Source organism: Bacillus sp. FSL M7-0558 (genome assembly GCF_038003245.1).
GTDB classification, from domain to species: domain Bacteria; phylum Bacillota; class Bacilli; order Bacillales; family Bacillaceae; genus Bacillus; species Bacillus pumilus.
On record NZ_JBBOOU010000001.1, the window covers coordinates 3180603 to 3194708 of the forward strand.

Below are 14106 nucleotides of genomic sequence, written 5' to 3' on the forward strand. Positions count from 1 at the left end.
CCGAGTTTTTATGATAATTTCGAACGTAAGTAAGCATCGATAAATGAATCTAAATCTCCATCCATGACCGCTTGAACATTTCCCATCTCCGTATTGGTTCGATGGTCTTTCACAAGAGAATACGGATGGAATACATAAGAGCGAATTTGGCTTCCCCAGCCAATTTCTTTCTGCTCTCCTCTAATTTCATCCAATTCAGCCTGCTGTTCTTCGATCCGTCTTTGATAAAGTTTCGATTTCAGCATTTTCATCGCACGTTCTCTGTTTTTGATTTGTGATCTTTCTGTTTGGCATGTCACCACGACATTGGTTGGAATGTGTGTGATACGAACGGCAGAGTCAGTCGTATTGACGTGCTGTCCACCTGCACCGCTTGCTCGATACGTATCCACTTTGATATCTTCTGTTCGAATATCAATATCGATTTCTTCATTGAACTCAGGCATGACATCACAGGAAACGAACGACGTATGTCTACGGCCAGATGAATCAAAAGGAGAAATACGAACCAAACGATGGACCCCTTTTTCTGCCTTTAAGTATCCATATGCGTTATGCCCTTTGATGAGCAATGTCACAGACTTAATTCCTGCTTCATCACCAGGAAGGTAATCAAGCGTTTCAACCTTAAAGCCTCTGCGCTCTGCCCAGCGAGTATACATTCTCAGAAGCATAGAACCCCAGTCCTGTGATTCAGTACCGCCTGCGCCTGGGTGAAGCTCAAGGATGGCATTGTTTTTATCATATGGTTCACTTAAGAGAAGCTGCAGTTCAAAGTCGTTAAATTGCTTAGTTAAGTTCTTCAGCTCTTTCTCAAGCTCTACATGAAGCTCCTCGTCATAATCTTCCTTTAATAGGTCATGTGTCATTTGCAGCTCTTCATGAGATTCACTGAGCTCATGGTATGAATTCACATTATCCTTTAGTGCATTGGCTTCATTGATGACGCCTTGTGCCTTTTGCTGATCATTCCAAAAATCAGCCTCTGACATGGTCGCTTCAAGTTCTGCAATTTTGGCTTCTTTTGTTTCGAGGTCAAAGAGACCCCCTAAAATCAGCTAGCCTGCTAGCCATATTTTCAAGCTCTTGTCTAATTTCTACTAATTCCATATCCTTCACCTCATAGATGTAGGGCTGACATGAATAGAAAGAGGTTTTCACCTCTTTCCATTACTTATTCTGTCTTCCCATGACAATTTTTATATTTCTTACCGCTTCCGCAGTGACATGGTGAGTTTCGACCAATGTCTACGACTTTACGTACCGGCTTCTTTTTCACTGTCTTCTCCTCATCACCCTCTTGAGGCTGATGAGCTGTTGTTTGACCTTGAACGACTTCTTCACGTTCTAAGTTGTTTTGGATTTCTGATTTCAAAACATATTTGGCCACATCATCTTCGATTGAAGCGACCATGTGCTCAAACATCGCAAATCCTTCCATTTGATACTCACGAAGCGGATTTGTTTGTGCATACGCACGTAAATGAATCCCTTGACGCAGTTGATCCATTGCATCGATATGATCCATCCACTTTGAATCCACCGCACGAAGAACGATGACTTTTTCAAATTCTCGCATTTGTTCGTCGCCATATGTTTCTTCTTTTGCATCGTATTTTTCTTTAATACGATCCATAATGAAGGAGGTGATTTCATCTGCTTCTTTACCGTAAATATCCTTGACCGAAATAGCTCCTTCATCTAAATAGTTCGTGTTGATTAATTCAACAAGACCATCTAGTTTCCACTCTTCTGGAAGCTCTTCTTTCGGCGTATAAGAACCAACAGCGCGCTCAATTGAAGACTGAATCATATTGATCACAATCGATTTTAAGTTATCAGAATCAATGACTTCAAAGCGCTGCTTGTAAATCACTTCACGCTGCTGACGAAGCACATCGTCATATTGGAGAAGCTGTTTACGGGAATCAAAGTTGTTCCCCTCAACGCGTTTTTGAGATGATTCAACGGCTTTAGACACCATTTTACTTTGGATAGGCGTAGTGTCATCCATGCCAAAGCGGTCAAGCATGGCCATCGTACGCTCTGCACCAAATCGGCGCATCAATTCATCTTCCATGGAGAGATAGAATTGGGTAATCCCTGGGTCTCCTTGACGACCAGAACGTCCACGCAGCTGGTTATCAATACGTCGTGATTCATGACGCTCTGTCCCAATTACAGCTAGACCGCCAAGCTCTTTGACGCCTTCGCCAAGCTTGATGTCCGTACCACGTCCTGCCATGTTGGTCGCAATGGTGACGGCACCCTTTTGACCAGCCTCTTCAATAATTTGTGCCTCACGCTCATGGTTTTTCGCATTTAACACTTGATGAGGAATCCCTTTATTTTTAAGCAGCTTAGAAATAAGCTCAGACGTCTCAACCGCTACTGTTCCGACAAGCACTGGCTGCCCTGTCATATAGCGCTGCGCAACATCTTCAGCCACTGCTTTAAATTTACCTTCCATTGTGCGGTAAATTAAATCAGGTCTGTCATCACGAACGACTGGTTGATTGGTCGGGATTGTCACAACCTGCATGTTGTAAATGTTACGGAATTCTTCTTCTTCCGTTTTCGCTGTACCCGTCATACCAGAAAGCTTTTCATACATGCGGAAGTAGTTCTGGAATGTAATCGTTGCAAGGGTCATACTTTCGTTCTGCACTTCGAGACCTTCTTTTGCCTCAATGGCTTGATGCAGACCTTCACTATAACGGCGTCCTTTCATTAGACGTCCTGTGAACGAGTCAACAATAACGACTTGACCTTCTTCAACGACATAATCCACATCTTTTTGCATCGCAACATGTGCCTTTAGCGCCTGGGCGATGTGATGGTTCAGTGCGACATGTTTGACATCAAATAAGTTTTCGATGCCGAATGCTTTTTCCGCCTTCGTCATTCCACTTTCTGTCAGCTGTACACTTTTTGTTTTAATATCGTATGTGAAATCATCTTCTATTTTTAATGTACGAACAAATGCATTGGCTTGTACGTAAAGCTTTGTAGATTTCGCAGCTTGTCCAGAAATAATAAGAGGTGTTCTCGCTTCATCAACTAAGATGGAGTCAACCTCATCAATCACGGCATAATGAAGCGGTCTTTGAACCATTTGCTCTTTGTAAAGCACCATGTTATCTCGTAAATAGTCAAAGCCAAGTTCATTGTTTGTTGAATACGTAATATCAGCAGCATATGCTTCTCTTTTTTCATCTTTGTCTAAGCTGTTTAAGTTTAAGCCAACCGTTAAGCCAAGAAACTCAAAAATCTTGCCCATTTCCTCTGCATCACGGCTTGCCAAATATTCGTTGACTGTCACAATGTGGACGCCTTTTCCAGAAAGAGCATTTAAATAAACAGGCATTGTTGAAGTCAACGTTTTACCTTCACCTGTTTTCATCTCAGAAATGTTGCCTTCATGAAGCGCGATCCCCCCCATGAGCTGCACCTTAAATGGGAACATTCCTGTCACGCGGCGTGATGCCTCGCGAACCGTTGCAAATGCTTCAACCAACAGGTCATCCACGGATTGTCCTTTTTCAAGTTTTTCTTTAAATTCGTTCGTTTTATTTCGTAAAGCCTCGTCAGATAATTTCTCAAAATCTTGAGCAAGAGCTTCAATTTCATTTGCTTTTTTTTCATATTTGCTGATCGTACGTTTCGTAGGATCAAACACTTTGTTTAAGATTCCAAGCATATAATAACGCTCCTCTATTTCATGCAATTTTTCGGCATGTCCAAAAGATTGACAGGTCCATATTTACCTGCATTTATCATACCATACCTTCCTTCATTTCCAAAGAATTTGCAATGATTTCGCACAAAAAACCCGCCCCTCATGGAGGGAACGGGTTTACTTTTTTTAGGTTGTTTTTAGATCAGATTAAGCGTTCGGCTCAATCAGTCCATATTTTCCATCATTTCGGCGATAGACCACATTGGTCAAATTTGTCTCAGCATTTGTGAAGACGAAGAAACTATGACCTAACATGTTCATTTGAAGGATGGCCTCTTCGCTATCCATCGGTTTTAAATTGAAACGTTTTTGTCTGACGATTTCTGTTTCATCAATTTCTTCGTCATCTTGAACAGCTACGTCAGCCGTCCCATTTCCTCCAGCAAATAAGTGCTTTTTGGCACCTTGCTCGCGGAATTTACGGTTTACTTTTGTTTTGTGTTTTCGAATTTGACGTTCTAATTTACTGGCTGCTAGGTCTACTGCATTGTACATATCTTCATTATGCACCTCAGCTCGAAGTGCTAGATCAGTCATTGGAATGGTAACCTCAACTTTAGATTCTTGATCATTGTAAAACTTCAAGTTCACGTTGACTGAAGCATCTACGTCTGTCTCAAAATAACGCTCCAGCTTTCCAATTTTTTTCTCGACATGATCTCTTAGTGCAGGTGTTACGTCGATGTTTTCTCCTCTGACATTGTAATTCATGTAAAGAACGCCTCCTTTAAAATTAAGGATATGTAAACCTATTTCTACTTTTCCCTCCTTTTCTCCTGCTCAAACGTAAAAAAAATGTGAATTTTTATTGAAATTTGTCGAATTTTGCGGTGCATCAATTGTTACTTGATAGGTGATGAATATATATTCGGCTCATTCTTGAAAAAGACCAGCGCACATTTAAATGGTGAAAGATGATATTGATGTTTTCAGCGATTGAGATAAGGTTTTTAAGTCCTCCGCCGCTGCTTTCATTTCTTCATTTGCTGCCAATGATTCTTCAACAGCCGCAGACATGTACTCCGTCTCTTCTGAATTGCGTTTGGCTCCTTCTTCAATGACTCCAACCGTCTGAGATATTTCCTCTGTACTAGCTGAAATCTCCTCTGCAGTAGCTGAAAGTTCCTCTGCTTTCATCGAAATATCACGAATAGATTCCAGGATTTCATGAAAGCTCTGTTCTGACAATTGCGATACTTTCACACCTTCTGCTACATCCTGCTCAACCTTTGTCATCGAATGTGATGATTTTTCAGTATCTTTGTTCACGTTCGCGAGCAATTGACTAATTTGATCTGTCAGCTGACTAGATTCTTCCGCCAGTTTCCTCACTTCATCTGCTACCACCGCAAATCCTCTCCCATGCTCTCCTGCTCTTGCCGCTTCAATAGCAGCATTTAAAGCAAGCAAATTCGTTTGATCAGCGATGGCATGGATATGACCTAACAAATCTTCAATGCCTGTAAACTGGGCTTGTACATGAGCCATTGTGGAATGGTGCTCGTTCACAGACGCTTTGATAGAGCTCATTTGTTTTACGAATTGCTGAATAAGCGCTGCACCCTCTTCAGCCTTTTCAGTCACTGAAATTGAGTGACCCGAAACATCGGATGTGTGTTCAGCTGCATTTTGCATACCAGTCGAGACTTCTTGAATGGCAGAAGCTACTTTTCCGACCGCGTCTGATTGTTCACGTGAAGCTTCACTGACCTGTTCAATCGAGCTAGATGTCTGCTCACTTGCCGATATGGTTTGATGAATCGTTTCCTCAAACTGAGTAGCAGAATCAGCTAATTGTCTTGATCCATGTTGCACCTGTAAAATGAGCTGACGCAAATGCTTTGTCATTTGATTAAAAGCAGTACCGAGTTGACCAATCTCATTTTTAGAGGTCACTTCAATCTCTTCAAGTGTAAGGTCACCATCTGCCATCCTTCTCGCAGCATTTGTGACAGACACAATCGGCTTTGTCATACGATAAACGAATCTTGTCCCAATCAACAAAAAGCCAACAATAATGACCGCACTAACTAGAATGAGAGTAAATAGTAATTGATTACTGTCTTGGTTGAGCTGATTGATTTTTTGGTCACGTTGCTTCAACTGGGTTTGAGCAAATTCTTTTGTAAAGGTATGTATTTCTTGTTCGATAGGTTGTAATTCTTGATTGAGGCGTGTGTTAAATTCTTTTTGATTTTGCATATTCAATGAATTAAATAGTCGGTTCGTTGAGGTGTAGTAGAGATAATTCTTTTCTGAGATTTGATCTAATAGATTTTTTGCTTGTTTGACAGAGCTCATTTTTGTAGCTTCCGTTGTTTTTTTATTAATCTCTTCATATGTTTGCTCAATTTTCTGTAAATTTTCAGCATCTTGCACGACAACATATGTTTTAATTTGTGCTTCCTGTTTTTGCAAAAGCGCCTCTAATTCTAGTGAGGTTTGATAAAGCTTTACTTCTTTGCTAAGAAGCGTCTTATAGGATTGATCTGTTTTGTAATAGATAAAGCTTGAGAATCCTAAAATACTGACAAACAATACACATATGACAATAAGCCCAAACAAAAATTGATTTTTTAGTCTCATAATTTCCTCCGAAAGTCTGAATTGAACAAAAATTAATGAATGACATACGGCCTCATACAGGCATGTATTTCATCCATCCACTTTCTATATTCAGGTATAAAATATGCTTTAAGGAATGATTGGAAGTGTATTGAAGGGAATGTATAGAAAGCTAGTATATCAAAACTTAAAAAAATTTGATCAAACGAACGAATCGTTTTGGCAAAGTGCTCATTTTCTATAATTGAAAGCAGAAGGGGATGTGTTGTCTCTAAATGAAAGAAGGCATGGATCAGATCATTAAAGATCCGATCCCCTTCTGTTTTAGCAAAATCCTTCTCAATTTCATCTAAATATTTTAGACTCTCTTCTATCGTAAATAGAAGTTCATAATATGTGGTTAATAAAATATAGTCATCTGAACGATACGCCACAGGTCTCACCTAATTATTTCCGTTTATCGTAATATACGCCGTCACTCGTCATAGGCTGGTATGGATTTTGATAATTCAGCTGTTTCGTTTTCTTTTTTTGAATGGCTTGAATATCTGCTCTTATGCCGTTTTGGATCACAGTTAATTGCTTCGCCATCTGTTGATCTGTTTGGATGATTTCTTTGATTTTTTCTTTTTCTTGATCCGTCAGCTCATGCTGAATATCTCTCATTAATTCATCTCTCTCAATTAAAAAGGCATCAAAGTCTTCAACCAAGGTGTCACTTTGCGGATTTGCCGTTATTTCGGCTGCCATTTTTAATGTTTGGTCATGCAGCTGGTCCACAATACTCATAGAGATCCCCCGATAGAGTGGTGGCGCCCTTTTCGATCGGTTTGAATAACTTCCTTCCACGCATCACGAAAATCAGTTACGTATTGCTCTACTTCATTCAACATCTCTTCGTCATTTTGAAGATTGGCTTCAATCAATCTGCGATAAATGTAATCATACATACTTGCCATACTATTTGATACGTCATAAGAACGATTTAAGGTGACATTTAATTCTTGAATGATGTTTTGAGCCTTTTTCAGGTTCACATTTCTCGTTTCTGCATCCTCTTTTTGAATGGCATACTTCGCGAGTCTAATGAACTTTAAGCAGCCTTCATAAAGCATAAGCGTCAACTCGGCAGGTGTTGCAGTCTCAATAGAATTTTTCTGATAGGCGGCATAAGGGTTCTGAATTGCCATATGTTATAAACCTCCAATTATTGTCCAAGCAGTTGAGAAAGATAGCCCGATTGGTTGTTTAGCTTTTGAATCGCGCTATCCATGGCGTTAAACTTTTTGTAGTAACGGGCTTCAACCATCTTCAAACGGTCTTGGAACGTACCCATTCGTTTGGTCAAAGAATCAAGGTCCTTACCAAGTCCGTATTCCTTTAATTCCATCGTTGTGCTTCCCGCCTTTGTTTGAATGCTCTTCGTGAAGGCTGATAAGGAGTTTTTGACACGATAAATGATGCCTTGTTCTTGATATTGCTGCTGCGCTTTGTCTTTATCTTTTGAATCCACATTTAACGATCCTGAGATAAACATTTGACTGACCTTCTGCGGGTCTTTTTCAAGGGTTTCTCTCAGTTTCTTTTCATTAATTTCAAGCTTTCCGCCTTCTTTATACTTGGATGATGTCGTGATACCGATTTGTGTGAGTTGGATTTTATTCGCATCACTTGTCGTAATATCAGCATAAAAATCACTTCTTATTTTAGAGGCACCAGCTCGTAAAATGGAATCACTTCTCAGTAAGCCAGACTTCGCGGTTGTTTCCCATAGCTCCACTTCTTTTTCAGACATCCCTTTTTTCTCTTCTGCTGTTAAAGGATGATAGTCTCTATTTCTTTTTTCATTGACTTTACCATTAGCCTGCTCAACGAGCTCATTGTATTTATCAACAAATTGTTTAATTTTATCAAAGATTGTATCGACATCTGTTGAAACGTTTAAGCTGACAGGCTGATCCGTTGTTCCTTTAAGCTCGTACGTAATATCAGCCTGCGTAAAGGTATTGTTGTTATTTTCCATCTTCAAGCCATTAATCTCGTATTGTGCCTTTTGTCCTTGAGTGGTCGCTACTAATTTGTTATCTCCATCTACTTGGAAGCCTAATTGAGTGAAGAATGAAGCTGAATTACCATCAGCAGCTTTAATGCTGACACCTTCACCTGTTGTCCGTGAAGTGAGAGCGACCGTATCGACGTAGTTAGATCCGTCAAAGATCTGTCCTTTGTAAGCTGTCACACCTAATTGCGAGTTGTTCAGCTTTTTCACAATGTCATCAATTGTATCGGTATCAGAAGTATTGATCGTCACCGTTTTCGGTTCTGTCGAATCTGGTGTCGTCACCTCGAATGTAAACGTGCCATTTGCAGGTGTAAAACCAGAAGTACCAGACGATTTGAAGACAGAAGCTGTCGCTAATTGGGTGACATGGATTGAGCCAGAGGCAGCATTTGTTGATCCAGTTGCTGTGACAGCAGATTCATTAGAGCTTGTCACCTTTTTTGCACCATATGTACTTGGAAGCGTTAAGTTTAAACTGTTGATCAAATCATCTAATTCTTTAACTTTCGAATTTACCTCGCGATAGCTGTCTCTTTGCCATTCAAGTGTTTGTTTCTGGCGTGTCATTTTATCAAGTGGTGCTTGCTCAGTTTTCATTAGTTTTGATACGATTTCATCAATATCAAACACATTTGAAAAACCAGTAATTCGATTGACCATTTTTTATGTTCTCCCTTCACTTACATTCTTTTATCTACAAATAAACCGACAATTTCTGTCATTGCCGCATAGAAATCAAGCCATTCCTTGGAAGGAATTTCTCTAATGACTTCTTCTGTTTGGTTATCTACGACTTTGACATAATATTCATTGAGTTTTTCATGTAATTCAAATTGCAGATGAAATTGAGTGGGTTCAATCAGCTTGTTTGCTCCTTGAAGCGTTTTTTCAATTTCTTCTTTTGAAACGACCTTGCCATTTGCTTGTAAATCAGAGTTTGCATTGTCATTCTGGTTATTAGAAACACGGGTTTGAAATGCATCGATAATTGGCTCTAGCGATGTCAACTTACCAACAGACATAGTTATTCAGCTCCTGTGCTTTAATCTACCTTTTATATCGGCTTGGAATTTTCAAATTAAATATAGATGGACCGATTTGTTAAAGTTTCATATAGATGGTGAACATCCACACAGAAACGTGGAGATGGATAGCTGAATCAGATAAAAAAATCCTCACTTTTTTTGTGAGGATAATTGAGAGAGGAGATCTACGGATAAACTCGCAGCACGACTGTTCTCTTCTTGAATAGACAGGTACACTTCTTTCCTGTGAATATCAATGTGCTTAGGAGCTTCAATCCCGATTTTCACTTGATCGCCTTCGATCGAAATAATCTTGACTTCAATATCATCGCCAATTTGAATCGACTGGTTTAATTTACGCGAGAGAACTAACATGAGGATGCCACCTCTAACAAATGTTTTGTATGATAGGCTGAATCATGCAAAATCACCTGCTTGGCTTTCATGTTTTTCCGGTTCACAATAATAGGCGCTCTTAAATTGGCTGTCGTTTTTTCAATAGAAGATTCCATTGTTAAGATCACCATGACTTCCACATCATTGGCATCTTCTACTTCTAGAATATCTACGACCGTTTCGTCTAGATCGAATTCATATTGATTGAAGAATAAAAACGGACTGCTGACAATAAAGCCTAACTCTGCGTTTTTCAATGATTGAAGAACTAAAAATGGAGACTCTTCTGATAAAGGTAAAATGACAAACTGTTTTTGATCCAGAAATCCTGGTATTCCATTAGAGAAGTTGATGATTTGCTCCTCTTTGATTGTCACTTCACCATGGTATTTTGTTTGAATGATCATAATTCACGACCTTTTTCATTTTTCTTAACTATACCTTATCACCATTTTGGCCCGTTTCGTCAACTTCTATTTTTAAATCTGGGTATTGTAACATATCAATATTGACCTTACCTGGCTGGTAGTTAACGATTGGTTTATGAGGCGTTGCCTCTATAATAGCTTTTTGAGGCTCCACATCAATTTGAAGCTCAGATGGCTGATAGTGAATTTTCACACTAAAGAATGAAGGGATCACACCAATATTGAATTGTTTGGCTGGAGGAGTGCCATTGATTTTGGCAAACTCGGCAATTGCATTCCCACCATTCTCGATCTTGATGAGTTCACTGCCTTCTTCCGCTCTTCGGCCCATTCCCTCTCCAACAGCACGTTTCCCCTCAGCTGCCCATTCTTCAGAACGCCTAAAAATCGACTTGATATCCATATCGGCAAATGCTTCGGTTTGATCTATTGTTAACTTTGACGGTGTCCTTGTCATATTCATGACGGCTCTGGGCTGCTGAATCTCAAGGTCTGCTCTGGGCTGCTCTACTTCTTGCCGAGAAGGAGTTGTCGACATTTGCAGCTTTGCATAGGTTTGTTGCATTAACAATCTAGGGATTTGCATATAGGTACACCTCCATGATGCAAAAAAGCACCCAACGGATGCTTTTTATTATCTTAAGAAATCGACAAGGGATGGCTGAATAACTTTAGCCGTCGTTGCTAAAGCAGCTCTATTCACAACCTCTTGTTGAAGAAGATCAATAATTGCTTTTTCACTTTCTACATCTTCATTATCTGATTTGGCATTTTTCAGTACTTCGAATTGTGAAGTCAAGCGACTGCCTACTAAGTCAACACGATTTGAACGGGCTCCTAAGTCCGAGCGCTCAGCACTCATCACTTCTTTAAACTGATCGATACTTCCTAACGCATCATCAGAATTTGCGAACGTTCCATTTTTCAATGAGTTTTCTAAATCCGTCAGCATTTCAATGACATTTTGACCGCTGGCAGTCTGTCCACCAAACGCTGAAATTGGATTCGAGTTCACATTTAAAGTGATACCATCAGAAATGTTCGACTTAACAGAATTTGCATCTGTATAGTTTTCAAAGTTAAACGTAAACGTACCATCTGCGTTCTCAACAACTGGTTTGACATTTGTATTTGTTCCATTAAATACGAACTTACCTAACATCTGAGTGTTCATCGCGTCAATGATTTGTTTCTTCATCTGACCAATTTCCACGCCGACAGCTGCTAAATCTTCTGGCTGCTTTGTTCCATTAGCCGCATCAAGCACTTTATCTCGTACATTTGACATAATATCAATGATTTCAGTGACACTTGTTTCAGATGTATCAATCCAGTTCTGTGCTTCATTTAAGTTTTTTTGATATTGATCATTTCGAAACATTGCTGTGCTATATTGAAGGCTTTTTACTGCTGCAACGGGATCATCAGACGTTTTTGTGAAACGTCTCCCTGTTTGTGCTTGCTCATTTATTTTAGAAAGTTTTTCATAACTTTTACTAATATTACGAAGTGAGTTTTGAGAAATCATACCTTGTGTGACTCGCATCAGTTATACCTACCTTCCTACGACACCCATGCCGTTTATTACTTTATCCAATATTTCATCTTGTAATGTCACAACTCTCGCAGCTGCATTATATGCATGCTGAAATTGGATCATATTCGTCATTTCTTCATCAATGGAAACAGCACTCGTCGACATTCTACGCTCATTGGCTGAATTGACAAGAGCGGCTGAACTGCTTTCTAGCGTTATGTTCTTTTTCCCTTGAATCCCCATCTCAGCAATGACATTTTGGTAGTAATCCTGGATCGTCGTTGTATTGCCGCCGATTGGTACCTTTAAGTCTTGAATACCAGCTAATTTCGTAGCATTCGAACCGTCACCTTTTGTTTGATTGAGAGATGCTGCAATATTATCTGTTGATGCTAAAATAACATCACTCACTTTGATACGAGCAGCTAAACCTTTATTCAGATCATTATTATTCTCGATATCAAAAAAGTCTTGTCCACTTGTGCCATTTAATGTGTACCCCTGCTTATGCACATCATTAAATGTATCCATGAAAACTTGTGCTACTTCATCAAGCTCTGCAAGCATGTCTGGATACATGCCTTTTTCAGCACCATTTGACATGTAGCCATAAGCCTCAACAAGTGCTTTTACTTTACCATTCACTTGAAGCTGATCTGCTGCAATGGTTGTTGTTCCGAATTGAAGTGAGTTAACAAGTCCCGTTGTATTATCATACGAGATTTGCAGTTCAGATTTTTCGTTCGTAATGCCATTCAAAATCGTTCCAGCAGATTGTCCATTTGCACCGATAATGTCGATGTTGACAGTTCCTTCTGCAATTTTGAGTGCATTCCCGCCAGATGGATTGTAGCTCACTTTAATATCAACAAGTGAAGATAATTGATCTACCAACGCATCACGCGTATCATATAGATCATTTGGAAGATATCCGTTTGGCTCAACTGCTGCAATCTGTTTGTTCACTTCATCTATTTGAGATAAAATCGTGTTCACATTTTTGGCTGTTGAATCGAGTTCTGTTTTTAAATTCTTTTGTATCGTTGTTAAAGAAGAATTAAGTAGACGGAATTGATCTACTAAAGCCTGTGCACTTGTTTTAACAACTGTACGCGCAGACGCTGTATCAGCATTTTTGGTTTCGGATAGGACCTGCAATGATTTCCAAAGGTTATCAAAAGCTCTGTTTAAGCCTTCATCCGTCAAATCATTCATGACTCCCTCCATTTGCGAAAGGGCATCAGATTTTGTTGAGTAGTAGGACAAGTTATTGTTATGATCTCTGAATTGCAGATCTAAAAAGCTGTCTCGAATTCTTTCAACGGTTCCAACTTGAACTCCTGTCCCCATTTGGCCATACGTCTTGCCGTCATAAACTGAAATGACTGGATAAGGATTATCTGCTTTAAAGGTAACTCTTTGTCTTGAGTAGCCATCTGTATTTGCATTGGAGACGTTGTTTGATGTGACATAAAGCCCTGCACGCTGGGCTGTGATTCCTCTTTTTGCCGTTTCTAGTCCCATGAATGTAGAACCCATTGGTATCCTCCTTGTTTACGCCTTTGAATCAAACAAAGCCCTCTGCTGTTTAGGCTTTGAACTCTCAAGACCATTTTGTCCGTAATTCATATTTTCTTTATTAGGGTTAACGAGATCGAATGTCAGTGAAATAAATTGAAGCGACTGCTGAATGAGCTGTTTGTTCAGTTCATTTACATCTTTCAGTTCCACCATGATGTCTTTTAATTTGTCATATAACGAAATGAGCTCTTCTTGATCCGAACCTTCAGCCTTTTCGATACACGCGGTGATGGTTGGCGGTTCATCATTTTGTAAAAATTGAACTGTCGCTTCAATTCTTTTTTCTTCTAATTGAGAAATGGCCTGAATATATTTTTGCTCTAAATTCAGAACCTCTGAAAGAGCATCAATCTCATTACTTTTCAGCATTTCTGTTTTATCTTTCGACAGCTTCAAAAGCTGTTCATGCAATCCATAGAGACGATGCAGCTCTTCAATGATTATTTTAACTGACATTCACGCTACTCCCTTTTGTTATTGTTGTTTATAAAAATTCAGCATTTTATCAGCAATGCCCTTTGTATCTACTTGATATGTTCCGGCTTCAATGCTTTTTTTAATTTGGTCTATTTTATCTTGGCGTTCTTTCATGATATTCGGCACCTTTTGCATTTCGATTGCCTTTTTAGAAATTTCGACTTTATCAGTTGATTTTGCTTGATTTGATTGCAACGTTTGTTTCTCATATGTTTTCTTGTAAGGATTTACTGGTTGTGTTCCATATCGATTAATTTTCACGGGATTCCTCTCGCTTTCCGTTACAGTCTGTCTTG

General features: G+C 39.4%; 16 protein-coding genes. All 16 read right to left on the minus strand.

Going from position 1 to position 14106, the window contains the following annotated elements; all coding sequences use genetic code 11:
* Nucleotides 1-8: 8 nt before the first annotated feature.
* The 16 genes from prfB to flgM all read right to left on the minus strand — a co-directional run bounded on the left by prfB (nucleotide 9) and on the right by flgM (nucleotide 14071).
* Nucleotides 9-1110, minus strand: a protein-coding gene (gene prfB / locus MHB79_RS16205) for a peptide chain release factor 2 (protein WP_106030063.1) whose coding sequence is annotated in 2 segments (ribosomal slippage) — nucleotides 9-1037 and nucleotides 1039-1110 — 1101 coding nt in all. Because the reading frame shifts where the segments join, the coding sequence is not laid out codon by codon here.
* 64 nt (nucleotides 1111-1174) lie between these two features.
* The gene (secA, locus tag MHB79_RS16210; protein ID WP_106030064.1) at nucleotides 1175-3700 is read right to left on the minus strand and encodes a preprotein translocase subunit SecA; all 2526 of its coding nucleotides are present in this window, start codon (nucleotides 3698-3700) and stop codon (nucleotides 1175-1177) included.
* 186 nt (nucleotides 3701-3886) lie between these two features.
* Complete coding sequence (hpf, locus tag MHB79_RS16215) at nucleotides 3887-4450, minus strand: ribosome hibernation-promoting factor, HPF/YfiA family (protein ID WP_003213481.1); 564 nt, start codon at nucleotides 4448-4450, stop codon at nucleotides 3887-3889.
* A 189-nt stretch (nucleotides 4451-4639) separates the two neighbouring features.
* Nucleotides 4640-6325 carry a methyl-accepting chemotaxis protein gene (locus MHB79_RS16220; RefSeq protein ID WP_340990221.1) on the minus strand — a complete coding sequence of 562 codons (1686 nt, stop codon included), beginning with the start codon at nucleotides 6323-6325 and terminating at the stop codon, nucleotides 4640-4642.
* Nucleotides 6326-6357: 32 nt separating this feature from the next.
* Nucleotides 6358-6738, minus strand: coding sequence for a hypothetical protein (locus MHB79_RS16225; RefSeq protein ID WP_003213093.1), 381 nt, complete (start codon nucleotides 6736-6738; stop codon nucleotides 6358-6360).
* Between the two features lie 13 nt (nucleotides 6739-6751).
* Nucleotides 6752-7093: a flagella biosynthesis regulatory protein FliT gene (gene fliT, locus MHB79_RS16230; RefSeq protein WP_050944337.1), complete on the minus strand. Its 342-nt coding sequence runs from the start codon at nucleotides 7091-7093 to the stop codon at nucleotides 6752-6754.
* Entirely contained in the window at nucleotides 7090-7494 is a 405-nt protein-coding gene (gene fliS / locus MHB79_RS16235) for a flagellar export chaperone FliS (protein ID WP_003212886.1), read from the minus strand. The genes fliT and fliS overlap by 4 nt, the downstream gene beginning before the upstream one ends.
* 17 nt (nucleotides 7495-7511) lie before the next feature.
* The gene (locus MHB79_RS16240; RefSeq protein ID WP_226804186.1) at nucleotides 7512-9026 is read right to left on the minus strand and encodes a flagellar hook-associated protein 2; all 1515 of its coding nucleotides are present in this window, start codon (nucleotides 9024-9026) and stop codon (nucleotides 7512-7514) included.
* Nucleotides 9027-9046: 20 nt separating this feature from the next.
* Complete coding sequence (flaG, locus tag MHB79_RS16245) at nucleotides 9047-9388, minus strand: flagellar protein FlaG (RefSeq protein WP_003213002.1); 342 nt, start codon at nucleotides 9386-9388, stop codon at nucleotides 9047-9049.
* A gap of 153 nt (nucleotides 9389-9541) precedes the next feature.
* Nucleotides 9542-9766 (minus strand): carbon storage regulator CsrA, encoded by a 225-nt coding sequence (gene csrA, locus MHB79_RS16250; protein WP_003212955.1) that lies wholly within the window; start codon nucleotides 9764-9766, stop codon nucleotides 9542-9544.
* A complete protein-coding gene (gene fliW / locus MHB79_RS16255) occupies nucleotides 9760-10194 on the minus strand; it encodes a flagellar assembly protein FliW (protein ID WP_044139341.1) in 435 nt (144 codons plus the stop codon). Before fliW ends, csrA begins: the two co-directional genes overlap by 7 nt.
* A gap of 28 nt (nucleotides 10195-10222) precedes the next feature.
* Nucleotides 10223-10801, minus strand: coding sequence for a DUF6470 family protein (locus tag MHB79_RS16260; RefSeq protein ID WP_340990223.1), 579 nt, complete (start codon nucleotides 10799-10801; stop codon nucleotides 10223-10225).
* A 48-nt stretch (nucleotides 10802-10849) separates the two neighbouring features.
* Nucleotides 10850-11761 carry a flagellar hook-associated protein FlgL gene (gene flgL, locus MHB79_RS16265; RefSeq protein ID WP_106030071.1) on the minus strand — a complete coding sequence of 304 codons (912 nt, stop codon included), beginning with the start codon at nucleotides 11759-11761 and terminating at the stop codon, nucleotides 10850-10852.
* Between the two features lie 9 nt (nucleotides 11762-11770).
* Entirely contained in the window at nucleotides 11771-13291 is a 1521-nt protein-coding gene (gene flgK, locus MHB79_RS16270; RefSeq protein ID WP_003213544.1) for a flagellar hook-associated protein FlgK, read from the minus strand.
* 15 nt (nucleotides 13292-13306) lie between these two features.
* Nucleotides 13307-13789 (minus strand): flagellar protein FlgN, encoded by a 483-nt coding sequence (locus MHB79_RS16275; protein WP_050944342.1) that lies wholly within the window; start codon nucleotides 13787-13789, stop codon nucleotides 13307-13309.
* Nucleotides 13790-13807: 18 nt separating this feature from the next.
* The gene (gene flgM / locus MHB79_RS16280) at nucleotides 13808-14071 is read right to left on the minus strand and encodes a flagellar biosynthesis anti-sigma factor FlgM (protein ID WP_003213252.1); all 264 of its coding nucleotides are present in this window, start codon (nucleotides 14069-14071) and stop codon (nucleotides 13808-13810) included.
* Nucleotides 14072-14106 lie beyond the last annotated feature (35 nt).

Coding starts and splice junctions, on each gene's coding strand:
- flgL (WP_106030071.1), bottom strand. CDS start 11,761: ATGCGAGTCACACAAGGTATGATTTCTCAAAACTCACTTCGTAATATT.
- flaG (WP_003213002.1), bottom strand. CDS start 9,388: ATGTCTGTTGGTAAGTTGACATCGCTAGAGCCAATTATCGATGCATTT.
- flgK (WP_003213544.1), bottom strand. CDS start 13,291: ATGGGTTCTACATTCATGGGACTAGAAACGGCAAAAAGAGGAATCACA.
- MHB79_RS16260 (WP_340990223.1), bottom strand. CDS start 10,801: ATGCAAATCCCTAGATTGTTAATGCAACAAACCTATGCAAAGCTGCAA.
- MHB79_RS16240 (WP_226804186.1), bottom strand. CDS start 9,026: ATGGTCAATCGAATTACTGGTTTTTCAAATGTGTTTGATATTGATGAA.
- fliW (WP_044139341.1), bottom strand. CDS start 10,194: ATGATCATTCAAACAAAATACCATGGTGAAGTGACAATCAAAGAGGAG.
- fliT (WP_050944337.1), bottom strand. CDS start 7,093: ATGAGTATTGTGGACCAGCTGCATGACCAAACATTAAAAATGGCAGCC.
- fliS (WP_003212886.1), bottom strand. CDS start 7,494: ATGGCAATTCAGAACCCTTATGCCGCCTATCAGAAAAATTCTATTGAG.
- secA (WP_106030064.1), bottom strand. CDS start 3,700: ATGCTTGGAATCTTAAACAAAGTGTTTGATCCTACGAAACGTACGATC.
- MHB79_RS16275 (WP_050944342.1), bottom strand. CDS start 13,789: ATGTCAGTTAAAATAATCATTGAAGAGCTGCATCGTCTCTATGGATTG.
- csrA (WP_003212955.1), bottom strand. CDS start 9,766: ATGTTAGTTCTCTCGCGTAAATTAAACCAGTCGATTCAAATTGGCGAT.
- hpf (WP_003213481.1), bottom strand. CDS start 4,450: ATGAATTACAATGTCAGAGGAGAAAACATCGACGTAACACCTGCACTA.
- MHB79_RS16220 (WP_340990221.1), bottom strand. CDS start 6,325: ATGAGACTAAAAAATCAATTTTTGTTTGGGCTTATTGTCATATGTGTA.